Below are 24015 nucleotides of genomic sequence, written 5' to 3' on the forward strand. Positions count from 1 at the left end.
CCGAGAACTCGGGGGCGCTTTTGCGGTCCGCATGCTATTGCGCTGCTGACTCGAGCTCGTCGAGCCAGGGTGGCTCGGTGCCGAACCAGCGTTCGTGGATATCGGTGTAGCGCCCGTCGGCGATGAGCGAGGCGAGCGCAGCGTTCACCGCATCGAGGAGCGCCTCATTGCCCTTCGAAGCGGCGATCCCGTAGTCCTGCGCCTCGAGGAGATCCCCGACCACCTTGAGCTTCCCCGCGCCGGTGGTGCTGATGTAGTACTCCACATTCGGTGCGTCGTAGAGCACCGCGTCGGCGCTGCCGCCCTCGACGGCGAGGTATGCCTGATCGAGCTGCTCGAACGGCAGCGGCTTCGCCGTCGGCACGTGCTCCGCGAGGTAGTCGAGCGGCGCGGAACCGAGGCGGGACGCGACCGTGAGGTCTGCGAGGTCCTCGACGCTGGAGATCGTCGAGTTGTCGACCGGCACGCCGACGAGGATGCCCGAACGGTAGTACGGATCGGAGAAGTCAACGGTCTGCTTGCGCTCTTCCGTGATCGTGATGCCCGCGATTGCGAGATCGAACGCGCCGGTCTGGAGACCGGGGATGATGCCGTCGAAGTTCGTGGTTTCGAGGGCGATCTCGAAGCCGACCTCCTCCGCGATCGCGGTGATCAGGTCGACGTCGAAGCCGACGTGCTCGCCGCCCTCGTCGAACGCGAACGGAACGAACGAGTTGTCCGTGACAACGGTGTAGGTGTCCTCAAGCGCGGTGTCTTCCGCTGCGTCACCGCCGTCCGCCGCAGGCGCGCACCCGACGACGCTGACGGCGAGGAGCGCGGCGAGGAGCGCTGCTGGTGTGTGTTTCGTGCGTGAAAAGATTGGCAACGTTTCGGCCTTCCGAGTGGTCCGGCCCCCGGCTCCACGGTAGGCATGCCCGCGAGAAAGGGTCAACCTGCGCGCGCCACGAGCGCCGGAAAACTCCCGCAAACTCGGCTGAGTGCCGGCTGGAGACCTCCGGAATCACGCGGATCACGCGGGAAGGTCACGTTCCGATACCAAGCCGGATCGCGCGGGGGCGGAGCGCGGCGTGCTAGGGCGGAGCGAGGCTGCCCGGGCAGGAGTGCGGTCGCCCGGCCGCGCCCCGAGTATGCTGGCCGCGTGCCCCTCGCAAAGATTCTGCTCGTCGTCGTGCTCCTCGGCGCCGCCGCGATCGCTCTGCTCATGCGCTACCGGGTCTGGCGCGCGCGCCGCGCCGAAGCGCGCGCGAGGTGGCAGGCAGACGTCGACCGGGCGACCCGCGACAGCTAGTCCCGGAAAACCACCTCCACGGCCCGCCCCGCAGACCACCCGGGAGGGCATACACTTCGGGTATGACGCTCGACCTCACCTCGGCCGAGACCGTGAGCGCCGCGGCAGCGCAGCCGTGGCAGGATGCGGCCCGCTACTGGGGAGCCATGCACGCGGCAACCGCGCACCTGCCGGCGCCGGTCGTTGGCTTGAGTCTCGCCGCGCTCCGCTGGAACGCCGACGAACTCCTCCGCCGCGCCGGGGGCCTCCCCATTCGGATCGCGAGCAAGTCGGTGCGCGCCCGCCCCGTGCTCGACGCGGTGCTCGCGCTCCCCGGGTTCCGCGGTGTGCTCGCCTACACGCTCGCCGAAGCGCTCTGGCTCGCCGAAACGATCGACGACGTGGTCGTCGGCTACCCGAGCGTCGACCGCGCGGCGATCGCACAGCTCGCGGCCTCGCCGCAGCTCGCGGCGCGCGTCACGATCATGGTGGATAGCGAAGCGCAGCTCGACCTCGTCGACGCGGTCGTCGCGCCCGGCGCACGCGCGGAGATCCGGGTCTGCCTCGACCTCGACGCGTCGTGGCGCACGCGGGCGCTCGGGCACATTGGGGTGCGGCGCTCGCCGGTGCGCGATCCCGAGCAGCTGCGCGCGCTCGCGGCGCGTGTCGTCGCGCGCCCCGGATTCGCGCTCGTCGGCGTGATGGCCTACGAGGCGCAGATCGCCGGCGTCGCCGATCGCCCGGGCGGCCGCGCCGAGGCCGCGCTGCTGCGCACGGTGCAGCGCGCGAGCGGTGCGGAGCTCGCCGAGCGGCGCGCCGCGGCGGTGGCCGCCGTGCGCGAAGTCGCTGACCTTGCGTTCGTGAACGGCGGGGGCACCGGCTCGCTCGAGCGCACCGCCGCCGAACCGGCCGTCACGGAACTCGCAGCGGGCAGCGGGCTCTACGGGCCGCACCTCTTTGATCACTACGCCGCGTTCTCCGTCGCGCCAGCGCTCGGCTTCGCCCTCGACGTGGTGCGGAAGCCGACCCCGGATCGCGCGACGCTGCTCGGCGGCGGCTGGATCGCGTCGGGGCCAGCGGCTCCGGATCGCCTCCCGCTGCCCGTCTGGCCAGCCGGGCTCCGCTTCGAGCCGCGCGAGGGCGCCGGGGAAGTGCAGACGCCGGTGTGCGGCGCCGCCGCCTCAGGGCTTGCGCCGGGGGACCGCGTGTGGCTGCGCCACGCGAAGGCGGGGGAGCCGCTGGAACACGCGACCGAGATCGTGCCCATTCACGCAGACGGCCGCGCCGGCGAGCCGGTGCGCAGCTACCGGGGAGAGGGACAGTGTTTCCTGTGAGTCAGAGCACGCCGCCGCGCGCGGCCGCACCGCACCCCTGGCACAACTGGGCGCGTACCGAGCGCTCCTCGCCCGCGCTCGCGGTCGCGCCGCGCAGCGCCGAACAGGTGGTGCGCGTCGTGGAGCGTGCACGCGAGACCGGCCACACGGTGAAACCGATCGGCGCCTCGCACAGCTTCACGGCGATCGGCGCGACCGACGGGATCCGCATCGACATGGACCGCATGCGCGGCCTCGTCTCGGCAGACCTTGCCCGCGGGCGCGTCACTCTGCGCGGTGGCACGCGACTGTGGGAGCTCCCCGCGATCCTCGGGCCGCTCGGGCTCGCGCTCCCGAACATGGGAGACATCGACCGGCAGTCGATCACCGGCGCAACGCAGACGGGCACCCACGGCACCGGGCTCGCACTCGGCGGCATCTCCACCGGGATCGTCGGCATGCAGCTCGTCACGGGCACCGGCGAGATCCTCATGATCGATGACACGCAGCATGCCGAGCTGCTCCCCGCCGCCGCGCTCGGGCTCGGCGCGCTCGGCGTGGTCACCGAGGTGACGCTGCAGTGCGTCCCGCGATTTCTGCTGCGGGCCGAGGAGGCGCCGGCGCAGCTCGACGACGTGCTCGACACGTTCGTTGCGCGCTCCCGGGCGGCCGACCACTTCGAGTTCTTCTGGTTTCCGCACACGCGCTCTGTGCGCACGAAGACGAACACGCGGCTGCCGCTCGCGCACGGCACCGAGCCGCTTGGCCGCGTGTCCCGCTTTGTCGACGAGGAGCTCGCGAACAACCTCGCGTTCGGGGTGTGCTGCGGGCTCGGGGCGGCGTTCCCGCGCGCGATCCCCGGCATCAACCGCGTCGTCGAGACGGTGTCGAGCCGTCGCAGCTACGTCGACGAGTCGCACCGCGTCTTCATCACGAACCGGCGCGTCCGGTTCCGGGAGATGGAGTACTCGGTGCCGCTCGCCGCGGTGCCGGACGCGATCCGGGAGCTCCGCGCGCTGATCGAGCGGCGGCGGTACACGGTGTCGTTCCCGATCGAGGTGCGCTCCGCGGCGCCGGATGAGCTGCTGCTCTCCACCGCGCACGGCAGGGAGTCGGGCTACATCGCGGTGCACCGCTTCCACCGGGATCGGGATCTCGGCTACCTCCGCGAGGCCGAGCAGATCCTCGCGGAGCACGCCGGGCGGCCGCACTGGGGCAAGATGCACACGCGAGCGGCGGCGGATCTGCGCGCGGTGTACCCGGCGTTCGATCAATTCACCGCGGTGCGGGATCGGATCGATCCCGATCGGGTGTTTGCCAACCCCTACCTCGCGCGCGTCCTGGGCGAGTAGGGCGGGGCGGGCCCGCTGGCGCCCCCGCCCGCTGCCGCACCGCTCGCTGGCGCACCGCTCGCCCGGCACCCCTTACTTGATGCCAGTTTGATCCGGTCAGCGCCCCGTATCCGGACCGCACCCGCACTAAGTGTGAGAACGGGCCGGGGAGCCGTGTGAGAACGGGCCGGGGCGCCACGCGAGAAAGCACCCCCAGCCCACACGCGAGCGGGCCCGCAGGGCATTCCACAGGTGTTTCCGGGGATCGCTCGATAGGATGCACACATGTCTGGTGGATTGATTGCCACGCTGATCGTCGTCGGCGTCCTCGTGATTCTCGGTATCTACGTCTGGGCGACGTACAACTCGCTCGTGACGCTGCGCGTGCGCGTTGACGAGGCCTGGAGCGACATCACGGTGCAGCTGAAGCGTCGCGCCGACCTCATCCCCTCGCTGATCGAGACGGTGAAGGGCTACGCCGCGCACGAGAAGAGCGTGTTCGACTCGGTCACCCGCGCGCGTGCGGAGACGATCTCCGCGCAGGGCCCGGCCGAGGCCTCGCAGGCGGAGAACCACATGCAGGCCGCACTGAAGAGCATCTTCGCGGTCGCCGAGGCGTACCCGCAGCTCCAGGCCAGCCAGAACTTCCTGCAGCTGCAGAGCGAGCTCGTCGACACCGAGAACAAGATTCAGGCCTCGCGCCGCTTCTTCAACGGCGGCGTGCGAGAGTACAACACCAAGATCCAGGTGTTCCCCAACACGATCTTTGCCCGGGGCATGGGCTTCACGGAGCGCGAGTTCTTCGAGGTGACCGACGTCGCCGCGATCTCCGAGCCGCCCCGCATCCAGTTCTAGGCGGGGAGGGCCGTGTACCGCGCAGTACGTCGCAACAAGGTCAACAGCTTCCTGATCATCCTGCTGTTCGTCGGCATCGTCGGCGGGCTCGGCTGGCTCGCAGGGTGGATCTACAACTCGCCAGGCATGGTCATCACGGTCGTCGTGATCTCGATCGGCTACGCCCTGTTCCAGTACTTCATGGCGGGGCGGCAGGCTATCTCCATGAGCGGGGCGCAGCGGATAACGTCCGCGGATAACCCGAGCCTCTACCGCATCGTCGAGAACCTCGCGATCACCACGGGAACACCGATGCCCGAGGTGTACATCGTGCAGGATCCCGCGCCCAACGCGTTCGCGACCGGCCGCGATCCCGAGCACGCGATGGTGGCAGCGACGACCGGCCTCCTCGACATCATGACTGACGCGGAGCTCGAGGGAGTGATGGCGCACGAGCTCGGCCACGTCCGCAACTACGACATTCGCGTGTCGATGATCGTGTACGGCCTCGTCGTCGCGGTCGGCATGATCGCCGACATGCTCGTTCGCCTCGCCTTCTTCGGCAGGAACAACAACAACGGCAACCCCATCGTCATGGTGTTCGGGATCGTTGCGATGCTCGTCGCCCCGCTCGTCGCAAGCCTCGTGCAGCTCGCCGTTTCGCGCCAGCGCGAGTACCTCGCCGACGCGACCGGCGCCCTCACCACGCGCCACCCCGAAGCGCTCGCGAGCGCGCTGCACAAGCTCTCGGAGTACGGGCGTCCGCTGCAGAAGCAGCAGTCGAGCATGGCGCACCTGTGGATCGCCGACCCGCTGAAGCCCGGGGTGATGCAGCGCCTGTTCGCGACGCACCCGCCGATCCCGGACCGCATTCGCCGCCTGCTCGACATGGGCGACAAGTTCTAGCGTTTTCTCGCGGTCACCCGCGGTGCGCGCGCCGATTCCACGCGCCCTGCCCGCGGGAGTGCCAGCGGGAGTGTCCGAGGGCGGGGATAGGGTAGAGGGAGCCGAAGGAGGTTCCCCGCACCGTGTCCAGCATGTTCCGATCGCTCTCCGTGCGTAACTACCGCATCTGGTTCGGGGGTGCGTTCCTGTCGAACATCGGCGCATGGATGCAGGCCACCACGCAGAACTGGGTGGTGCTCACCGAGCTGACGGACACGAACGCTGCGGCGGTCGGCACGACGATGGCGCTGCAGTTCGGCCCGCAGCTGCTCCTCGTGCCCTTCAGCGGCGCGGTCGCCGACCGATTCGACCGGCGAAAAGTGCTCCTCGTCACGCAGTCCCTGCTCATGCTGCTCGCCTTCGCGCTCGGCACGATGCTCGTGCTCGGGGCGGCGACCATGTGGCACCTCTACGGCTTCGCCCTCGCCCTCGGCATCGTGAACGCGTTCGACACGACCTCCAGGCAGGCCTTCGTGTCCGACCTCGTCGGGACGGATCAGCTCTCCAACGCGGTCGCGCTGAACTCCGCGTCGTTCAACTCCGCGCGCCTCATCGGCCCGGCCGTCGCCGGCGTGCTCATCGCGATCGTTGGCTCGGGCTGGGTGTTCATCATCAACGGGGTGTCCTTCCTCGCGGTGCTCGGCGCGCTCCTCATGATCACCACGCGCCGGGTGGCGCCGAAGGCCACGGGCCGGCGCGAATCGCAGTGGCGGCAACTGTCGGCCGGGTTCCGCTCCGTGCTGCAGCGGCCAGACCTGCTCGTCATCTTCCTGATCGTGTTCCTCGTCGGCGCCTTCAGCATGAACTTCCCGGTGATGTCGTCGACCATGGCCGTGGAGTTCGGCCGCGGAGCCGGGGACTACGGGCTGCTGTCCTCGATCCTCGCGATCGGCTCGCTCTCCGGCGCGCTCCTGTCCGCGAGACGGCCGGAGGCAAGGCTCCGCGTCGTCATCATCTCGGTCGGCGGCATCGCACTCGTCAGCCTGGTCGCGGCGCTCATGCCGACGTTCTGGACGTTCGCGCTCACGCTCGTGTTCCTCGGCTTCGCGATCTCGACGATGCTCACCACAGCCAACGGCTTCGTGCAGACCACGGCGGACCCGGCGGTGCGCGGGCGCGTGCTCGCCCTCTACATGGCGATCCTCATGGGCGGAACCCCCATCGGGGCGCCGCTCGTCGGGGCGGCCGCCGACGCGCTCGGGGCACGCTCCACGCTCGTGATCAGCGCGATCGCCGCGTTCCTCGCGTTCGGCGTCGGCATGACCTGGCTCCTCACCGCGCGCGAGCTGCGCTTCCACCGCGAGGGCTGGCACTGGCGGGTCACCCACGTCGGCAGGCCCGGCCTCGACGACGATCCTGGCAGGCAGTCGGAGACCCTCACCGCGCCCATCTCGGTGCTGCGCCGCGATCCCGATCTGTTGGGGGAGTCGGCGCCGCAGGAGGGGACCACGGGGGCGATCCCGATCGATCAGATTCCCGGTGCCGAGCTGCCCGCCGCGCCCGAGGATGCTGGGGGCTCCGAGCCCGAAACGGGGCCGCAGACGGGGGAGTTGCCCGCCCGCGGCTGACCCCGCGATTCGGCGCGAGCGACCCGGTCCAGCTGAGGTAGCCGCGGCATGTTTTGCGGGGTAGGCTGGACGAGTTCCCGGCGGCCTGTCCGCACCCTTTCCGACACAGGAGCTAGATACCCGGTGAGTGACTTCCTCTCCGCCCAGACTCGTACCGAAACCGACTCTCTCGGGAGTCTCGAGATCCCGGCGTCAGCATACTGGGGGGTGCACACGGCTCGCGCTCACGAGAACTTCCCGATCGCGCGTCGCCCCATCTCGGTGTACCCCGACTTCATCCGCGCGTTCGCGTGCGTGAAGCAGGCCGCCGCGCGCGCCAACCTCGAGATCGGGGCGCTCGACGAGCAGCGCGCCACGCTGATTGATCGCGCCTGCGAGGAGATCAAGACCGGCATGCTCCACGACCAGTTCGTCGTTGGTGTGGTGCAGGGCGGCGCTGGCACGTCGAGCAACATGAACGCGAACGAGGTCATCACGAACCGCGCGCTCGAGCTCGCCGGCCACGCCAAGGGCGACTACTCGTACATCAACCCGAACGATCACACGAACCACAGCCAGTCGACCAACGACACGTACCCGACCGCGATCAAGATCGCGCTCGCATTCTCGCTCGGCAGCCTGCTCGAGGAGCTGCGCCTGCTGTCCGAGTCGTTCGCCGCGAAGGGCCGCGAGTTCTCGCACATCATCAAGGTCGGCCGCACGCAGTTGCAGGACGCGGTCCCGATGACGCTCGGCCAGGAGTTCAACGCGTTCGCGGTGACGCTCCGCGAGGACATCGAGCGCCTCCAGGAGGCGGTCTCGCTGCTCGGCGAGGTCAACATGGGTGCGACGGCCATCGGCACGGGCATCAACGCGCCGAAGGGCTACAAGGAGGCCGTGATCCGCCACCTCCGCGAGATCACGGATCTGAACCTCGTCACCGCTGGCGACCTCGTCGAGTCGACGAGCGACACCGGCGTGTTCGTGACCTTCTCGGGTGCGCTCAAGCGCTCGGCGCTCAAGCTCTCGAAGATCTCGAACGACCTTCGCCTCCTCTCCTCGGGTCCGCAGGCCGGGCTCGGCGAGATCAACCTGCCGGCCCGCCAGGCCGGATCGTCGATCATGCCGGGCAAGGTGAACCCCGTGATCCCCGAGGCCGTGTCGCAGGTGGCGTACTCGGTCGCCGGCGCCGACGTGACCGTGTCGATGGCGGTCGAGGCCGGGCAGTTGCAGCTCAACGCGTTCGAGCCGATCATCGCGCACTCGCTGTTCCAGTCGATCACGTGGCTTGAGCGCGCGTGCCAGACGCTGCGCGTGAACTGCGTGGACGGCATCACCGCCAACGAGGATCGCCTCGAGGACATGGTGGCGCGCTCGGTGACGGTGATCACCGCGCTCGCGCCCGTGATCGGCTACGCCGAGGCCGCGAAGCTCGCGAAGGAGGCGCTCGCGACCAACGCGAAGGTCTCCGAGCTCGTGGTGTCGCGCGGGCTGCTCGATCAGGAGCAGCTCGACGACATTCTGCAGCCGCAGAAGCTCGCGGGGCTCGCGCCCGAGACCGACGCGATCGACATCATCCCCGGTGCGCCGCAGATGCTCGAGGACAACGCGGTCGCCGAGTAACTCGGTGACACGCAACAGGGGCGGTGGGAGAAATCCCACCGCCCCTGTTGCGTGTGCGGGCGTCGGCGCCTGGCGTGCGTGCCTGCCGGCGCCTGGCGTGCGTGCGAGCCGCCGGGCGCCGAGGCCGCTAGGCGCGCACGCAGTACGAGGTGAGCGTGCCGACGTTCTCGATCGTCACGGTCACCTCGGTGCCCGGCTTCAGGTAGAGCGGCGGCTTCCGCGAGCGGCCGGCGCCGCCCGGCGAACCCGTCGAGATGACCGTGCCGGGCAGCAGCGTGAGCGACTGCGAGATCGACGAGATGAGCTGGGCAACGGTGCGCACCATGAACTCGGTGGTGGAGTCCTGCACGCGCAGGCCGTCCACGTCAGTGGTGATCGCGAGCGCCTGCGGGTCCGGGATCTCATCGGCGGTCACGACGACCGGGCCGACCGGGGTGAAACCGTCGAACGACTTGCAGCGCGACCACTGCGGCTCCTGGAACTGAATGTTGCGCGCCGTGATGTCGTTGATGGTCGTGTACCCGAAGACGTAGTCGAGCGCCTCCTCGGGCGTGACGTTCTTCGCCGCGCGGCCGATGATCACCCCGAGCTCGCCCTCGTAGTCGACCTCTTCGCTGATCTCGACCGGGATCGGCACCTCGCCGAGGTGGCCGCCGAGCGAGTTCGGGAAGAGGGAGAACAGCACCGGACCCGAGTCGTTGTCGAGGCTGAGCTCGCTCGCGTGCTCGTCGTAGTTCAGGCCGACCGCAAGCACGATCGGGGGAGTGATGACGGCGGGCGCGTAGCGCGCATCACCGAGCTCGCGCCACTCGGCAGCGGGGAGCTGGGCTGCCGCGGTGCGAATCTCGGCCACCCGCTCAGGGCCAGCTTCGATGAGCTGCTGCAGGGACGCGTACTCGCCTCCGAGCGCGCGCACGGGAGCGAATCGCTCCTCCTGCACGACAACGAGTTCGGGAGTGGACGCGGGGGCCAAAATTAGGTGCGCAAATCTCACCCTCCTAGGGTATCCGAAGCAGCGTGCCCGATGTGGCGCGCTCCACGCCCGGAGTCACCGCGGGGTTCCCTCTGAGCGAACTCGGAGGTGCGAACGTGCCGCAATCCGGGAGAATGAGAGGCATGACTGAAAACCCGATGACGAAGCCGGAGATCGAGTTCCCGGAGGGGCCCGCCCCCACGGAGCTGCAGATCGTAGACCTCGTGGAGGGCAGCGGCGATGAGGCGCTCGCCAGCTCCACCGTCGACGTGCACTACCTCGGCGTCGAGTTCGACACCGGCGAGGAGTTCGACTCCTCCTGGAACCGTGGCGAGTCGATCAACTTCCCGCTGCGTGCCCTCATCCAGGGCTGGCAGGTCGGCATCCCCGGCATGAAGGTCGGCGGCCGCCGCAAGCTCATCGTGCCCCCGGCCCAGGCCTACGGCACCGCGGGCGGCCACCCGCTCGCCGGCAAGACCCTCATCTTCGTGATCGATCTGCTCGGCGTCAGCTAAGCAGCCGCGCTTCGCGCGGTGACGCCGCGCGCCGGCACGGGCCCATCCGCACCGCGGGTGGGCCCGTTCTGCGTTCCGGCCGACGTGCCGCGGCCCCCGGCAGGTGGTAGCGTACTCGTGTTCAGGAAACGCCCAGCTTGAGGGAATGGAGCAGCCTGTGGCAGAGGCCCAGCAGGAAACGAGTCAGCGGAGCACCGTGGAGCCGAAGGGTGGACTCGACCGCTTCTTCCACATCACGGAGCGCGGATCAACGATCGGAACGGAGATCCGCGGCGGTCTCGTGACCTTCGTGACGATGGCGTACATCGTCATCCTCAACCCGATCATCCTCTCGGGGAAGGAAGACGTCGCGGGCAACGTCCTCGAGTTCGGCCAGGTGAGCGCCGTCACTGCGCTGGCCGCCGGCGTCATGACCATCCTCTTCGGCCTGGTCTCGCGCCTGCCCTTCGCCTTCGCAGCCGGCCTCGGCATCAACGCGTTCCTGGCGTTCTCGGTCGTGCAGGAGGTGACCTGGCCCGAGGCGATGGCGATCGTGGTGATCAACGGCGCGCTCATCGTGCTGCTCGCCGCCACCGGCCTGCGCCGCATGATCTTTGACGCGGTGCCGGTCCAGCTCAAGCTCGCGATCACGGTCGGTATCGGCTTCTTCATCGCGTTCATCGGCTTCGTGAACTCCGGCTTCGTCGACGCGACCGGCCAGTCCTCGCCGCCCGTTGGCCTCGGGCCGGCCGGCGTCGGCTTCATCGCAACGATCCCGACCGTGATCTTCGTGGTCACGCTGCTGCTCACCGGTGTTTTGGTCGCGAAGAAGGTGAAGGGCGGCATCCTGATCGGCCTCGTGAGCGGCACCGTGATCGCGGTGATCGTTGAGGCGATCTGGAAGATTGGGCCCAAGTTTGGCGCTGACGGCAGCGTCAACCCAGGGGGCTGGAGCCTCACCGAGCCGGTGCTCGGCGCGAACCCGTTCGCGGTGCCGGATCTGAGCCTCGTCGGGGCGGTCAGCTTCGACTTCGGCAAGGTGGGCCTCGTCACCGTGGTGATGCTCGTCTTCACCCTGCTCTTCACGAACTTCTTCGACGCCATGGGCACCATGACCGGGCTCTCGCGCGAGGCCGGCCTCGCGGACGCTCAGGGCAACTTCCCGCGCATCAAGTCGGCGCTCGTCGTCGAGGGCATCGGCGCGGTCGTCGGCGGCGGCACCTCCTCGTCCTCGACCACGGTGTTCATCGAGTCGGGCGCCGGCATCGGCGAGGGCGCGCGCACCGGCCTCGCGAACGTGGTGACGGGCCTCATCTTCCTGCTCGCGATGTTCTTCACGCCGCTGACGGAGATCGTACCCACCGAGGTGGCGGCCGCGGCGCTCGTGATCGTCGGCGCCATGATGATGTCGCAGATCGCGAACATCGACCTGAGCGACTTCCGCGTGCTGCTGCCCGTCTTCCTGACGGCCGCGGTGATGCCGCTCAGCTACTCGATCGCCAACGGCATCGGCGCTGGCTTCGTGTCCTGGGTGCTCGTGCACGCGCTCACCGGCAAAGCGAAGCAGGTGCACTGGCTGCTCTGGATCGTGTCGCTCGGCTTCGTGATCTTCTTCGCGCGCGGGCCGATCGAGACGCTGCTCGGCATCGCGTAGGCGACACCCGTCACACCGTGCCGCGGGCCAGGGGGTTCCCTGGCCCGCGCTCGTGCATCCGGCGGCGCTGCGCTAGTTGCCGAGCACCTTCTGGAAGGCCTGCGTGTAGCGGTTGTCCTCCTCCGCGGTGAGTGAGCGCATGTCGAAGATCCGCTTCGAGAGATCCTGGTCGGGGAAGATCAGCGGGTTCTCCGCGAGCTCGGGGGCGAGCTTCGCCATGGCCTCCTGCGCCCCAGCGACGGGGCAGACGTACTGCACGTACGCGGCGACCTGGGCGGCCACCTCGGGCTCGTAGTAGTAGTCGATCAGCTCGTGCGCCTGGTCGACGGCCGCCGCGGCCTTCGGCATCGAGAACGAGTCGACGAACACCGAGGCGCCCGACTCCGGCACGACAAACTTCCAAATCTCCTCGCCGGCCTCCTCGTTGAGGATCGCGATGTCGCCCGACCAGCACATCCCGGCCCACACGGTGCCCTGCTCGAGGTCCTGCGTGTACGAGTTGCCCTTCACCGTGGCGACCTGGCCGCTGTCGATGTGCTGCTTCGCCACCGCGAGCGCTGCCTCGAACTCCGCGTCGCCCCAGTCGCCCTCGATGTCCACGCCCTGCTCGAGCATGATGAGCGCGAGCGTGTCATCCTGCTCGGTGAGGAGGTTCACCTTGCCCTGCAGCTCGGGGGCCCACAGGTCGGAGACCTCGCGCACGCCCTTGGGGTAGAGCTGAGTGTTGTACACGAGCCCCGTCATGCCGGCCTGGTAGGGGATCGACCAGACTCGATCGGGATCGAAGCTCGCGTGTGTCACCATGTCGATCATGTTCGCGTCGACGTTGGGCATGAGCGAGCGGTCGAACTGCAGCAGCTGATCCTGCTCGACGAGACGCACCGTCGTGGTGTCGGACGGCACGATGAGGTCGTAGCCCGTGTCCTGCTCGAGCTTCAGCTGGTCCTTGATCTTCGCGATGAACGTCTTGTTGTCGTCGATGTCCTCGAAGTACTCGACGCGGATGTTCGTGCGCTCCATGAACTCGTTGAGCGAGGGCCAGTCGCCCGTCTCCTCGTCGTAGTCGAGGTAGTAGGTCCAGTTCGCCCAGCGGAGCGTTCCGCCCGAGCCGTCACCCGGCCCGCTCGGGCCGGCGCAGGCGGCGAGGGAGCTGGCTCCGAGCAGCGCGGCGCCGACGGCGGAGCCGCGAAACAGCTGCCTCCGGCTGAGCTGCGCGGCGCGTGCGCGGCGGACGAGTTCCTGGACGACGGGATCTGGCGTCGAATGAGACATGTCTCCCCCTTTGGAAACAGGCAACGGACGGATGCGTGACCCCATCATCACACACGTCGCGACAGAACGTAAATGTTCCTGTCAGTTTCGTTGACAGCTACGCAGCTGGGGCGCCGAGCACCGCGTCGCGCAGCTCGTGCACCAGCCCTGGTGCCGCGGCGAAGAGGAGCGGCTCGCCCGGCAGCGTCGCGTCGTCACGGCCGATCACCGTAGCGCCAGCCTCGCGGGCGATGAGCGCCGCCGCGGCGTAGTCCCACGGCTGCAGGCCGCGCTCAAAATACGCGTCGAGCCGGCCGGCCGCGAGCGAGCACAGATCGTACGCCGCCGAGCCGAGCCGGCGAATGTCTCGCGCACGCGGGAGCAGACGCGACACCATGGCCGCCTGCTCGATCCTGCGCTCGACCGTGTACCCGAACCCCGTGCCGACGAGCGCGGTCGCCAGATCGGTCTTCCCCGACACGGTGAGCGCCCGCCCGTTCAGGCGCGCGCCGCCCCCCTCGAACGCCGCAAACAGCTCGTCGAGGCGCGGCGCGTACACGGCGCCGGCGATCGCGCGTCGGCCGTCGGCCATCGCCGCGGGATCCGTGACGGTCGCCGCGATGCTCACCGCGTACACGGGCAGGTCGTACAGATAATTGACAGTCCCGTCGATCGGGTCGATCACCCACGTGATCCCGCTCGTGCCGGGGAGCCCGGTGCCCTCCTCGCCGAGGATCGCGTCGTCCGGCCGGGCCGCCCTGAGCGCGGCCACCACGAGCTGCTCCGCCTCCCGGTCGGCCGCGGTCACCACGTCCGTGATGCTCGACTTGCTCGCCGCGACATCCACGCCGACCGCGCGAAGCTCCATGATCCGAGCCCCGACGCGCGTGGCGATGTCGGCGGCGATCGTGGTGAGCGCTTCGGGTGAGACGGTGAGCGAGTGTGGTGCGGTCATACTGCGAAGCCTAGCGGGGCGCATGACGGCACGCACCGGGCGGGGTGCGGGGAGCGACGTTGCACCCCACGCCCCGTCCGGTGCGTGCCGGTCGGGAGCGCGCCGTGAATCAGCGCGCGGTCTCGTAGGCGTACGCCTCCTCGCCGTGTGCGCCGACGTCGATGCCGGCCTCCTCGACCTCCTGCGGCACGCGCAGCCCGGTGAGGCGCTTGACCACGAGGGCGATGATTAGCGAGACGACGAACGAGTACGCGGCGACCGCGACCACGGAGATCGTCTGCACGAGCAGGAGCCCACCGTTGCCGCCCGTGAACAGGCCATCATCGAAGGCGAAGAAGCCGAGGTAGAGCGAGCCGATCACGCCGGCGACGAGGTGCAGGCCGACCACGTCGAGCGAGTCGTCGTAGCCGAGGCGGTACTTCCAGTCGATCGCGAACGCGCAGGCCATGCCGGCGATGAGGCCGAGCAGCAGCGCCCACACGGGGGACAGGTTCGCCGCGGACGGGGTGATCGCGACGAGGCCGGCGACCGCGCCGGACGCGGCACCGATGACGCCGGGCTTCTTCCCGCGCAGCACGTCGACGAGGATCCAGCCGACGATGCCGGCAGCCGGAGCGCCGAGGGTGTTCAGCACGATCAGGCCGGCCTCGCCCGCCTCGGTCGCGAGCCCCGAGTTGAAGCCGATCCAGCCGAACCACAGCAGGGCTGCGCCGATCGTGACGAGCGGGACGCTGTGCGGCTTGTGCGAGCCCGGCGCGAAGCCGACGCGCTGCCCGGCGACCAGTGCGAGGGCGAGTGCTGCCGCGCCGGCGTTGATGTGGATCACGGTGCCGCCTGCGAGATCGATGACCTCCGGGGTGCCGAGGGTGCTGCCGAGGTTCTGGATCCAGCCCCCGCCCCACACCCACGCGGCGACCGGGAAGTAGACGAGGCTCGCCCAGACGCCGGAGAACAGCACCCAGGAGCCCAGGCCGACGCGATCCGCGATCGCGCCCGAGATGAGCGCCGTGGTGATCATCGCGAACACCGCACCGAATGCGACGCCGATGAACGCGCTCGGGTCGGTGTTCACGAGGCCGAAATCTTTGAAGGGGCTGCCGGCGAAGCCGCCCTCGCCCTCTGCGAAGTAGTTCATGCTGTAGCCGAACAGGATCCACAGCACGCCAACCACGCCCATGGCGCTGACGCTGAAGAGCATCATGTTGACGACGGATCGGACCCGGACCAGGCCGCCGTAGAACAGCGCAAGGCCGGGGGTCATGATGAGCACGAGCGCCGTGCTCGCGAGCGTCCACACGTCTTGCGGCGTGAGTTCCTCCATGGTGTGCCACCTTCCTCCCGGGTCCCCGGGAACGAGTCGTGGCATCAGTGTGCGCCCTCAGGGTTTCGACAGCGTCACCCGGCGATTGCCCTGCAGTCACAGTTGTGTTTCCGTGCGATCACATGGGTGGCTTCGGCGTTCTCTGGGGGTCTGTGCGCACGCAGTGCCACCGGCGCCGAGAAGCTGCTAAGCTGTACAGGTTGCCGTCAGAACGGCCGCGGAGAAAGAGAGCCCCAGCATCCCGCTGAAGGCGCCGCGCAACAACAGGAAGGGGATCCCTATGGCACTGGAAGCAGACGTCAAGAAGGCGATCATCGACGAGTACGCAACCAAGCCCGGCGACACCGGTTCCCCCGAGGTGCAGGTTGCCATGCTCACGCAGCGCATCAAGGATCTGACCGAGCACCTCAAGGAGCACAAGCACGACCACCACTCGCGTCGTGGCCTCCTCCTGCTCGTTGGTCAGCGTCGCCGCCTGCTGAGCTACCTCTCGAACGTGGACATCACGCGCTACCGTTCGCTCATCGAGCGCCTCGGCCTGCGCCGATAAGTCCGCTGATCGCCAGCTGACTTTCTGCGAAGCGCCCGCCACCTCACGGTGGCGGGCGCTTCTGCGTTCTGCCCCGCCCTCCAGCCCCGTCCGCCTCACCCACCGAAACCGCGCGGATCTTTCCAGATCGGTGGCTTTCTCCCACGAATCCGCGCGGCTTCGAAAGATGCGGGCGGTTTGCGGGGCGGGGCGCAGAGCGTCCCGCCGCCTGCTAATGAAGTGCGGCCTACGCTCGCGCACAGGCGTGTGCCGCGAGCGACTTCGCATACGTTCTCCACCGACACGGGTTCCAGCCTCGAGGAGGTCAACCGCACGATCAGAATGTGCGGCATGGATCCTGAACGTCGAATTGCAGAGATACATGCGCAGCTGCTCGTACGCGCGCGTCTGAGGCGTGAGGGGGTCTCTGACGGAGCCATCGTCGCGGAGTTGAAGAGCGGCGCGTGGGTTCGCATTGGCAACGGCTGCTATGTCACGCAGAGTGTATGGTCGAATTGGTGGCCGGAAGAACGCCACATCGCACTCGCGCTCAGCGCACGCTATCGAGCGACGGCGCATGATCCCGTCTTTTCTCACGTGACAGCCGCCGCGATGTGGGGCTTTCCCTCGTTCGATCTGGGCCGAGAACCCGTTCATGACACACTTCCGTGGGAGGCAGCGTCGCCCGCTGGCGGTGGGAAGCGCCGCCGGCGGCATCGCTACGAGTTGGATCGGGAAGACGTCGTTGACTTCGGCCTGCTGAGGTGCACATCGCGCGAGCGGACGCTCTGGGACGTTGCGCATGTCTCCACGCCTGAGCAGGCCGCGGTAATCCTGGACGGCGGAGTGCGGGATCTGTTCACCAATGGCGCATCGGGTGCGGCCGAAGCATGGTGCGCCGCGCAATCCGAACGTGCGCTGCGCGACACTGGTGTCCGTGGTGAACGGATCGCTGCCGACCGGTTCGCCGCTGTGGATCACCGCGCCGAGTCCGCGGCGGAGAGTCTCAGTCGGCTCAACCTGCGACGCCTCGGCTATGACGTTGAATCTCAAGTCGAAGTGCCGGGACCAAAGGGCGTGAGCTATCGCATCGACTTCGAGTTCGTCGGGTTGGGAGTGTTCGGCGAAGTCGATGGTGTCGCGAAGTACACGGACGCGAAGCTCCTGCCCGATCAGACTTCGAGTCAGGCCGTGCTCGCGGAGAAACGGCGAGAGGACTGGGTGCGGGGCGTCACTCGGCACCGTTTTGTGAGGTGGGGGTTTCGCGAGGCACGCGATGCGGGCTTGCTGGGAGCGCGACTGCGGGCGTTCGGCGTGTATCCCCAGGGCTGAGATCGCGCGGATTATTCGAGGGCGATAGAGATCGAGCGAAGATGTGCGCGACATGGAAAGATGCGCGCGATTTGGGCGGGGGGCCGCGCACGCAAACGGCCCCCTCGCCGAAACGAGGGGGCCGTTCAGTCCGAGAAGAACTTAGATCTTCGAGGACGCGTCCTTCAGGACGCTGCGCAGGATGCCACCGATCTCCGCGAACTCAGCCGGACCGATGGTCAGCGGCGGAGCGAGCTGGATGACGGGGTCTCCACGGTCGTCGGCGCGGCAGTAGAGGCCGGCCTCCCACAGCGCGGGGGAGAGGTAATCGCGGAGCAGTCGGTTCGACTCCTCCTCGTTGAACGTCTCCTTGGTCGCCTTGTCCTTGACAAGCTCGATGCCGAAGAAGTAGCCCTCGCCGCGCACGTCACCGACGATGTCGATGTCGAGCAGCTTCTCGAGCTCGGCGCGGAACAGCGGGCTGTTCTCGCGCACGCGGCCGTTGAGGTCCTCTTCCTCGAAGATGTCGAGGTTCTCGAGCGCCGCAGCCGCCGCCGCCGGGTGACCAGCGAAGGTGAAGCCGTGGTAGAAGGTGTTGTCCTCCGAGTTGAAGGGCTCCGACACCTTGTCCGAGACGATCATGGCACCGAGCGGGACGTAGCCCGAGGTGATGCCCTTCGCCGAGGTGATGATGTCGGGCTCGTAGCCGAGCGCCTTCGAGGCGAAGAAGTCGCCAACGCGGCCGTAGGCACAGATGACCTCGTCCGAGACGAGCAGCACGTCGTACTGATCGCAGATCTCACGCACGCGCTTGAAGTACCCGGGGGGCGGCGGGAAGCAGCCACCCGAGTTCTGCACGGGCTCAAGGAAGACAGCGGCAACGGTCTCGGGACCCTCGAAGAGGATCGCCTCCTCGATGCGGTTTGCTGCCCACTGGCCGAATGCCTCGAGGTCGTTGGACGGTGCGCCCATCTCCTCAGCGCGGTAGAAGTTCGTGTTGGGCACGCGGTGACCACCCGGGGTCAGCGGCTCGTAGAACTTCTTCATGTCGGGGATACCGGTGATCGCCAGGGCGCCCTGCGGGGTGCCGTGGTAGGCGACCGAGCGAGAGATGACCTTGTGCTTCATCGGCTGGCCCTTGATCTTCCAGAAGTGCTTCGCCAGCTTGAACGCCGACTCCACAGCCTCGCCACCACCGGTGGTGAAGAAGACCTTGTTCATCTCGCCGGGAGCGTACGAAGCGAGACGCTCCGAGAGCTCGATGGCTGCCGGGTGGCCGTACGACCAGAGCGGCATGAAGTCGAGCTGCTGCATCTGCTTGGCTGCTGCCTGGACGATGCGCTCGCGGCCGTGGCCAGCGTTCACCACGAAGAGGCCTGCAAGGCCGTCGATGTACTGCTTGCCAGCCGCATCGTAGATGTGGTGGCCCTCAGCGCGCGTGATGACGGGGATGCCGTCGTTCAGCACCTTACGGTTCGTGAAGTGCGGCCACATGTGGCGCTTGGCCGAAGCCTGGAGCGCCGCGGTGTCAACCGCCGCAGTGGGATCGAATGACATGGTTATCTTGTTCCCCAATCGTATTTCTGTTTGGTGAGTTGGAGGTATACAAACGTCTCCGTCGCCGAGACGCCCTCGACCGCGCGAATCTTCTCGTTGAGAAGCTCGATGAGGCCGTCGTCGTCTTCACAGACCACCTCGACGATGATGTCGAAGGAGCCGGCACTCAGCACGACGTAGCTGATCTCGGGGATGGCGGAGAGCTGATCCGCGACGACGCGTGTGTCGCCGGAGACCCGGATGCCGAGCATCGCCTGGCGGGTGAAGCCGAGACGCATGGGATCGGTCACTGCAACGATCTGCATGACCCCGGTATCCGTGAGTTTTTGCACGCGCTGGCGCACGGCCGCCTCACTGAGGCCGACCGCCTTCCCGATCTCCGCGTACGATCGACGGCCATCGCGCTGGAGTTGCTCGATGATCGCCTTCGACGTTGAGTCGAGAGCCTGCGACGTGCGTTTGCTGCTCACGTCACTGATTCTTGCAGTGAGAACCTGAAAAAGCAAAGGAATCCGAAGATATGGGCGGCGAATTCTGTTGATTTCGCCCTTCTGGGCGGAGGTGCGTGCGCGCGGTAGACGTGCCAATCAGTGCGGGATCACCGCACGCTGAGCATAACTCCGCGCCGCACGCGATTCCAGCCTTTTCCCTGGTCCGAAGGGTGAACGTCTGCGCGAGACGCGGCGCGCGAGCCCGCGCGAGCGCCCCTCACCGGGGCCGCAATCCGGTCGCCCGGACACCCGGAACGGCGTCAGAAATGTAACCGTTTCATGAAGAATTCTGGTTCCAGAGGTTCTCTTCTTTGCATCGAGTCACCGTCTGTGACAGTCTCAGTGTCACCACCCGGCAGAGTCGCCGTTTGTGCGACCTGTCGGTTCGCCTATGAGAAACCAAGGGAGATCTCTCATGGTCCGTCAGCCTGAAGACCCGATCGTTCGGAATATCGTGCAGCTGCTTCGCGGCGCACAGCTCAACCGCCGCCAGCTGCTGCGCGGTGCAGCGGCGGGAGCAGCTGGTGCTGGTGCACTCGGCCTCGCAGCCTGCGCCCCGAACTCCGGCGGCGGGGGAGGTGGCGGCGGTGGCGAGGGGATCGCGTGGGGCAACTGGACCTACTACCTCGACTTCGACGATCAGACCCAGTCGTTCCCGTCGCTCGACGCGTTCATGGAGCAGGCCGGCTTCGAGGTGCAGTACATCGAGGACATCGACGACAACAACACCTTCTACGGCAAGATCAAGGATCAGCTGAAGCTCGGCCAGTTCACGGGCTACGACACGATCACGTTCACCGACTGGATGAACGCGCGCCTGATCCAGGACGAGCAGATCCAGGAGTTCGACTACGCGAATCTGCCGAACGTGACGGCGAACCTCGTCGACGCCCAGTGGGATGCCCTCGACGTGGATCAGGGCCGCAAGTTCACGATCCCGTGGCAGCTGCCGGCCTCGGGCTGGGTGTGGAACACGAAGGAGGTGCCGAAGGGCATCAAGACCCTCGACGACTTCCTGCGCCCCGAGCTCAAGGGCAAGGTCGTCGTGCTGAGCGAGATGCGCGACACGATGGGCATGGTGATGGCCGGCCTCGGCACGGATCCGAGCGGCGCGTGGGGCGACGCGGAGTTCGATGCGGCGCTCGCATGGCTCGACGACGCGCTGCAGAGCGGCCAGATCGGCAACGTGAAGGGCAACAGCTACACGCAGGACCTCATTCGCGGCGACGCGCTCGCGGCGATGGCGTGGACCGGTGACGTGATCATGCTGAACACCGAGAACGACAACCAGTGGACGCTGGAGATCCCCGAGACCGGCGGCATGATCGCCGCAGACTCGTTCACCGTGCCCAACGGCACGACGCCCGAGGCGAAGGCCAAGGTCGAGGAGCTCATCAACTACTACTACGACCCCGAGGTCATGGCCGAGGTCGCAGACTACGTGACCTTCGTCCCGCCGGTGAAGGGCACGCAGGAGGCCATGCAGAAGGTCAACCCGGAGAACGCGGACAACCCGCTGATCTTCCCGAGCGAGGAGGACTGGAAGCACCTGCACACGTTCCGCACACTGACGGCAGAGGAAGACAAGAAGTACTCCACCGCGTTCCAGAACGTGCTGGGGCTGTGATCATGGCGGCACACGCATCATTCGCCGAGGCCGGCGCCGACCTCGAACTGGTCGGGATCCAGAAGCGCTTCCCCGGATTCACCGCGATCGAGCACCTCGATCTCACGATCCCCGCCGGATCCTTCTTCGCGCTGCTCGGCCCGTCCGGCTGCGGCAAGACCACCACGCTGCGCCTCGTGGCGGGACTCGAGGACCCGACGGAGGGGCGGATCCTGATCGGCGGCTCCGACGTGAGCGAGCTGAAGCCGCACAAGCGCCCGGTCAACACGGTATTCCAGTCGTACGCGCTGTTCCCGCACATGACGATCCTCGAGAACGTGGCGTTCGGGCTGCGCCGGCGCAAGATCGGTGACGCGACCGCGAAGGCGCACGAGGCGCTGCGCCTCGTCGAACTGGATCACATCGCCGATCGCAAGCCCGCCCAGCTCTCGGGCGGGCAGCAGCAGCGCGTCGCGCTCGCGCGCGCCGTGGTGAACCGCCCGGCCCTGCTGCTGCTCGACGAGCCGCTCGGCGCGCTCGATCTGAAGCTCCGCCGCCAGATGCAGCAGGAGCTGAAGCAGATCCAGCAGGAGGTGGGGCTCACGTTCCTGCACGTCACGCACGACCAGGAGGAGGCCATGACCATGGCCGACACGGTCGCGGTGATGAACAAGGGGCGGATCGAGCAGATGGGCGCCCCTGAGGAGCTGTACGAGCTGCCGCGCACGGTGTTCGTCGCGAACTTCCTCGGCCAGTCGAACCTGTTCCACGTCGACGTGGTGGGCGGCACCGACCAGGTGGTGCACACCGACATGGGCGGCACGCGGCTCTCGGTGCCGACGTCGCGCACGCAGCGCACAACGGGCGCGATCACGATCGGCGTGCGCCCGGAGAAGCTGAGCCTCACGATGGACGCGCCGGCGCCCGACGCGTCGCGCAACGTGGTGGGCCCCGGCCGCATCACCGACGTGTCGTTCATCGGCGTGAGCACGCAGTACACGGTCGAGGTGCCCGGCGCCGGCGCCCTCCAGGTGTTCGCGCAGAACCTGCAGGCTGGCCCCGCGGCGCGGCTCGGTGACGAGGTGTGGCTGAGCTGGCTCACGGAGCACACCTTCGGGCTCGCGGATGACCGCCTCGACACGGGCGCGCTCACCACCGAGGACTCCACCCGGGCGATTGCCGCCCAGGCGGCGCTCGGGTAGCGAGGGGAGAGGTCATGGCTTTCACCGCCTTCTCCGGCGGCCCGACGAAGGTCGTCGAGCAAGCTCCGCGGAAGCGGGGCTGGATCGCGCTCCTGCTGCTCGCCCCCGGCATCGCCTACATGCTGCTGTTCTTCGTCGCCCCGTTCGTGCAGCTCGCGCTCACCTCGCTGCAGGCCCCGGCCGACAGCGGCGGGATCGGGCAGTACGTCGCTGCGCTGCAGTTCTCGAACTACTGGGCGGCGCTCCAGGAGTACTGGCCGCACCTCCTGCGATCCTTCATCTACGCGATCGTCGCGACGATCATCGGGCTGTGCATCAGCTACCCGGTGGCCTACCTCATCGGCGTGAAGGTGCGCTCGCGGCCCATGCTGCAGGGGATCCTGCTGATCCTCGTGGTCGCGCCGTTCTTCATCAGCTTCCTGCTGCGCACCCTCGCGTGGAAGTCGATCCTGCCGAGCGAGCTCGTCGGCACGCACTTCTCGGTGATCTTCGGTCTCGTGTACAACTTCATCCCGTTCATGGTGCTGCCCATGTTCTCCTCGCTGCAGGCGCTCGACCTGCGGCTCCTGGAGGCCGGATCGGATCTGTACGCGTCGCCGGTGACCACGTTCCGGCGCGTCACGCTGCCGCTCTCGATGCCCGGCGTGGTGTCCGGGACGCTGCTCAGCTTCATCCCGATGTCGGGTGACTACGTGAACGCGTCCAGGGAGTTCCTGGGTGGCACGTCGACCACCATGATCGGCAACGTGATCGAGTCGAACTTCCTGCAAACCCAGAACTATCCGATGGCCGCGACGCTGTCGATCATCCTGATGGTCGTGATCCTCGTGATCGTCGCGAGCTATGTGCGCAAGAGCGGGGCGGAGGATCTGCTGTGAAGGGCTTTACTCTCGGCAAGGCGTTCGTGCCCGTCGTTGCCTCAATTGCACTCATCTACCTGCTGATCCCGATCGTGCACGTGATCGTGTTCTCGTTCAACGACGCTGGCCGCAACAACATCCTGTGGCGCGGCTTCACGCTCGACAACTGGCAGAACCCCTGCGGCGCACCGCAGGTGTGCACGGCGTTCGGGAACTCGATCCTCGTCGGCGTCGTCGCGACGGTGATCGCGACGGTGCTCGGCACCATGATCGCGCTCGCGCTCGTGCGGTACCGCTTCAAGTTCCGCTCGACGATCAGCCTGCTGCTGTTCACCCCGATGGCCACCCCCGAGGTGGTGCTGGGCGCCGGCCTGGCCGCGCAGTTCCTGCTCGCCGGCGTGGAGAAGGGCCTCGGCACGATCATCCTCGCGCACACGATGTTCTGCATCTCCTACGTCGTGGTCGCGGTGAAGGCGCGTGTCGCGAGCCTGAACCCGGCGATCGAGGAAGCAGGGCGGGATCTCTACGCGTCGCCCGGCCAGGTGTTCTGGCGCATCACCCTGCCCATGCTCATGCCCGGCATCATCGGTGCAGCGCTGCTGAGCTTCGCACTGTCGTTCGATGACTTCATCATCACGAACTTCAACTCGGGCACGGCGACCACCTTCCCGAAGTTCATCTACGTGTCGGCGCTGAAGGGCGTGCCTGCGCAGGCCAACGTGCTCGCGTCGATCGTGTTCTTCGGGGCGCTCGCGCTCGTGATCATCGTGCAGATGGTGAACATCAACAAGCAGAAGCGGCTCCAGCGGCAGTAGCACCGCGATCCGCGACAGCTCCGCACCCGAGGTGCCGAATATTCTTCGGCACCTCGGGTGTCCTTTTGCGTCGGGGGGTGCGCGGGTGCAGGATAAGTGCCGGCGGGATGCAATCTCAGCCATCCCATGTCGCAGC

General features: G+C 67.8%; 22 protein-coding genes. 15 read left to right on the plus strand and 7 right to left on the minus strand.

Translation table 11 applies throughout. The features are described from left to right. Positions 1-34: 34 nt before the first annotated feature. Positions 35-865 carry a transporter substrate-binding domain-containing protein gene (locus tag EGM46_RS07255; RefSeq protein WP_206427530.1) on the minus strand — a complete coding sequence of 277 codons (831 nt, stop codon included), beginning with the start codon at positions 863-865 and terminating at the stop codon, positions 35-37. Positions 866-1138: 273 nt separating this feature from the next. On the opposite strand from EGM46_RS07255, the gene EGM46_RS07260 reads away from it, so the two are divergent. The 7 genes from EGM46_RS07260 (at position 1139) to EGM46_RS07290 (ending at position 8860) form a co-directional block, all read left to right on the plus strand. Continuing rightward, positions 1139-1288: a lipopolysaccharide assembly protein LapA domain-containing protein gene (locus EGM46_RS07260; RefSeq protein WP_125099487.1), complete on the plus strand. Its 150-nt coding sequence runs from the start codon at positions 1139-1141 to the stop codon at positions 1286-1288. Positions 1289-1350: 62 nt separating this feature from the next. Then, positions 1351-2601 carry an alanine racemase gene (locus EGM46_RS07265; protein WP_125099488.1) on the plus strand — a complete coding sequence of 417 codons (1251 nt, stop codon included), beginning with the start codon at positions 1351-1353 and terminating at the stop codon, positions 2599-2601. Beyond that, positions 2598-3932, plus strand: coding sequence for a D-arabinono-1,4-lactone oxidase (locus tag EGM46_RS07270; protein ID WP_125099489.1), 1335 nt, complete (start codon positions 2598-2600; stop codon positions 3930-3932). Before EGM46_RS07265 ends, EGM46_RS07270 begins: the two co-directional genes overlap by 4 nt. Positions 3933-4196: 264 nt before the next feature. Further along, positions 4197-4766: a LemA family protein gene (locus EGM46_RS07275; RefSeq protein WP_125099490.1), complete on the plus strand. Its 570-nt coding sequence runs from the start codon at positions 4197-4199 to the stop codon at positions 4764-4766. A gap of 12 nt (positions 4767-4778) precedes the next feature. After that, on the plus strand, positions 4779-5651 hold the full coding sequence (locus tag EGM46_RS07280) for a M48 family metalloprotease (protein ID WP_125099491.1): 873 nt from the start codon (positions 4779-4781) through the stop codon (positions 5649-5651). Between the two features lie 131 nt (positions 5652-5782). Next, positions 5783-7258, plus strand: coding sequence for an MFS transporter (locus EGM46_RS07285; RefSeq protein WP_125099524.1), 1476 nt, complete (start codon positions 5783-5785; stop codon positions 7256-7258). A gap of 123 nt (positions 7259-7381) precedes the next feature. Continuing rightward, a complete protein-coding gene (locus EGM46_RS07290; RefSeq protein WP_125099492.1) occupies positions 7382-8860 on the plus strand; it encodes an aspartate ammonia-lyase in 1479 nt (492 codons plus the stop codon). A gap of 127 nt (positions 8861-8987) precedes the next feature. Here EGM46_RS07290 and EGM46_RS07295 read toward each other — a convergent pair whose 3' ends face one another. Then, entirely contained in the window at positions 8988-9854 is an 867-nt protein-coding gene (locus EGM46_RS07295; protein ID WP_125099493.1) for a fumarylacetoacetate hydrolase family protein, read from the minus strand. A gap of 122 nt (positions 9855-9976) precedes the next feature. Here EGM46_RS07295 and EGM46_RS07300 point away from each other — a divergent pair, with 122 nt between their 5' ends. Further along, positions 9977-10348, plus strand: a complete 372-nt coding sequence (locus EGM46_RS07300; protein ID WP_277425216.1) for an FKBP-type peptidyl-prolyl cis-trans isomerase — start codon at positions 9977-9979, stop codon at positions 10346-10348. Between the two features lie 145 nt (positions 10349-10493). Next, positions 10494-11981, plus strand: a complete 1488-nt coding sequence (locus EGM46_RS07305) for an NCS2 family permease (protein ID WP_125099494.1) — start codon at positions 10494-10496, stop codon at positions 11979-11981. Positions 11982-12053: 72 nt separating this feature from the next. Here EGM46_RS07305 and EGM46_RS07310 read toward each other — a convergent pair whose 3' ends face one another. From EGM46_RS07310 to EGM46_RS07320, 3 genes are all read right to left on the minus strand, one after another. Then, positions 12054-13253: an ABC transporter substrate-binding protein gene (locus EGM46_RS07310; RefSeq protein WP_125099495.1), complete on the minus strand. Its 1200-nt coding sequence runs from the start codon at positions 13251-13253 to the stop codon at positions 12054-12056. A 97-nt stretch (positions 13254-13350) separates the two neighbouring features. Continuing rightward, positions 13351-14187 carry an inositol monophosphatase family protein gene (locus EGM46_RS07315; RefSeq protein WP_125099496.1) on the minus strand — a complete coding sequence of 279 codons (837 nt, stop codon included), beginning with the start codon at positions 14185-14187 and terminating at the stop codon, positions 13351-13353. Between the two features lie 109 nt (positions 14188-14296). Then, positions 14297-15508, minus strand: a complete 1212-nt coding sequence (locus EGM46_RS07320) for an ammonium transporter (RefSeq protein ID WP_125099497.1) — start codon at positions 15506-15508, stop codon at positions 14297-14299. 280 nt (positions 15509-15788) lie between these two features. Between EGM46_RS07320 and rpsO the strand changes: the two genes are divergently transcribed. After that, positions 15789-16058 (plus strand): 30S ribosomal protein S15, encoded by a 270-nt coding sequence (rpsO, locus tag EGM46_RS07325; RefSeq protein ID WP_125099498.1) that lies wholly within the window; start codon positions 15789-15791, stop codon positions 16056-16058. Between the two features lie 330 nt (positions 16059-16388). Further along, positions 16389-17369: a hypothetical protein gene (locus EGM46_RS07330; RefSeq protein WP_125099499.1), complete on the plus strand. Its 981-nt coding sequence runs from the start codon at positions 16389-16391 to the stop codon at positions 17367-17369. Positions 17370-17510: 141 nt separating this feature from the next. On the opposite strand, the gene EGM46_RS07335 is transcribed toward EGM46_RS07330, so the two are convergent. Together EGM46_RS07335 and EGM46_RS07340 are read right to left on the minus strand one after the other, a co-directional pair. Next, on the minus strand, positions 17511-18905 hold the full coding sequence (locus EGM46_RS07335) for an aspartate aminotransferase family protein (RefSeq protein WP_125099500.1): 1395 nt from the start codon (positions 18903-18905) through the stop codon (positions 17511-17513). 2 nt (positions 18906-18907) lie between these two features. Beyond that, the gene (locus tag EGM46_RS07340; RefSeq protein ID WP_125099501.1) at positions 18908-19375 is read right to left on the minus strand and encodes an Lrp/AsnC family transcriptional regulator; all 468 of its coding nucleotides are present in this window, start codon (positions 19373-19375) and stop codon (positions 18908-18910) included. Between the two features lie 436 nt (positions 19376-19811). Between EGM46_RS07340 and EGM46_RS07345 the strand changes: the two genes are divergently transcribed. Genes EGM46_RS07345 through EGM46_RS07360 form a run of 4 tightly spaced genes read left to right on the plus strand, consistent with a single transcriptional unit; the run spans position 19812 to position 23879 of the window. Then, positions 19812-21023, plus strand: a complete 1212-nt coding sequence (locus EGM46_RS07345) for an ABC transporter substrate-binding protein (RefSeq protein WP_125099502.1) — start codon at positions 19812-19814, stop codon at positions 21021-21023. A gap of 2 nt (positions 21024-21025) precedes the next feature. Next, entirely contained in the window at positions 21026-22204 is a 1179-nt protein-coding gene (locus tag EGM46_RS07350) for an ABC transporter ATP-binding protein (protein WP_125099503.1), read from the plus strand. Between the two features lie 14 nt (positions 22205-22218). Continuing rightward, the gene (locus tag EGM46_RS07355) at positions 22219-23082 is read left to right on the plus strand and encodes an ABC transporter permease (protein WP_125099504.1); all 864 of its coding nucleotides are present in this window, start codon (positions 22219-22221) and stop codon (positions 23080-23082) included. Beyond that, positions 23079-23879, plus strand: a complete 801-nt coding sequence (locus EGM46_RS07360; protein WP_125099505.1) for an ABC transporter permease — start codon at positions 23079-23081, stop codon at positions 23877-23879. The genes EGM46_RS07355 and EGM46_RS07360 overlap by 4 nt, the downstream gene beginning before the upstream one ends. Positions 23880-24015: the final 136 nt, after the last annotated feature.

It is taken from the genome of Leucobacter chromiireducens (assembly GCF_003917135.1).
GTDB classification, from domain to species: domain Bacteria; phylum Actinomycetota; class Actinomycetes; order Actinomycetales; family Microbacteriaceae; genus Leucobacter; species Leucobacter chromiireducens_A.

Bases quoted from the DNA above. Each gene is read 5' to 3' on its own strand.
- EGM46_RS07350 (WP_125099503.1), top strand. From the start codon at position 21,026: ATGGCGGCACACGCATCATTCGCCGAGGCCGGCGCCGACCTCGAACTG.
- rpsO (WP_125099498.1), top strand. From the start codon at position 15,789: ATGGCACTGGAAGCAGACGTCAAGAAGGCGATCATCGACGAGTACGCA.
- EGM46_RS07315 (WP_125099496.1), bottom strand. From the start codon at position 14,187: ATGACCGCACCACACTCGCTCACCGTCTCACCCGAAGCGCTCACCACG.
- EGM46_RS07265 (WP_125099488.1), top strand. From the start codon at position 1,351: ATGACGCTCGACCTCACCTCGGCCGAGACCGTGAGCGCCGCGGCAGCG.
- EGM46_RS07285 (WP_125099524.1), top strand. From the start codon at position 5,783: ATGTTCCGATCGCTCTCCGTGCGTAACTACCGCATCTGGTTCGGGGGT.
- EGM46_RS07305 (WP_125099494.1), top strand. From the start codon at position 10,494: ATGGAGCAGCCTGTGGCAGAGGCCCAGCAGGAAACGAGTCAGCGGAGC.
- EGM46_RS07330 (WP_125099499.1), top strand. From the start codon at position 16,389: ATGGATCCTGAACGTCGAATTGCAGAGATACATGCGCAGCTGCTCGTA.
- EGM46_RS07335 (WP_125099500.1), bottom strand. From the start codon at position 18,905: ATGTCATTCGATCCCACTGCGGCGGTTGACACCGCGGCGCTCCAGGCT.
- EGM46_RS07300 (WP_277425216.1), top strand. From the start codon at position 9,977: ATGACTGAAAACCCGATGACGAAGCCGGAGATCGAGTTCCCGGAGGGG.
- EGM46_RS07320 (WP_125099497.1), bottom strand. From the start codon at position 15,508: ATGGAGGAACTCACGCCGCAAGACGTGTGGACGCTCGCGAGCACGGCG.
- EGM46_RS07345 (WP_125099502.1), top strand. From the start codon at position 19,812: ATGGTCCGTCAGCCTGAAGACCCGATCGTTCGGAATATCGTGCAGCTG.
- EGM46_RS07275 (WP_125099490.1), top strand. From the start codon at position 4,197: ATGTCTGGTGGATTGATTGCCACGCTGATCGTCGTCGGCGTCCTCGTG.
- EGM46_RS07310 (WP_125099495.1), bottom strand. From the start codon at position 13,253: ATGTCTCATTCGACGCCAGATCCCGTCGTCCAGGAACTCGTCCGCCGC.
- EGM46_RS07355 (WP_125099504.1), top strand. From the start codon at position 22,219: ATGGCTTTCACCGCCTTCTCCGGCGGCCCGACGAAGGTCGTCGAGCAA.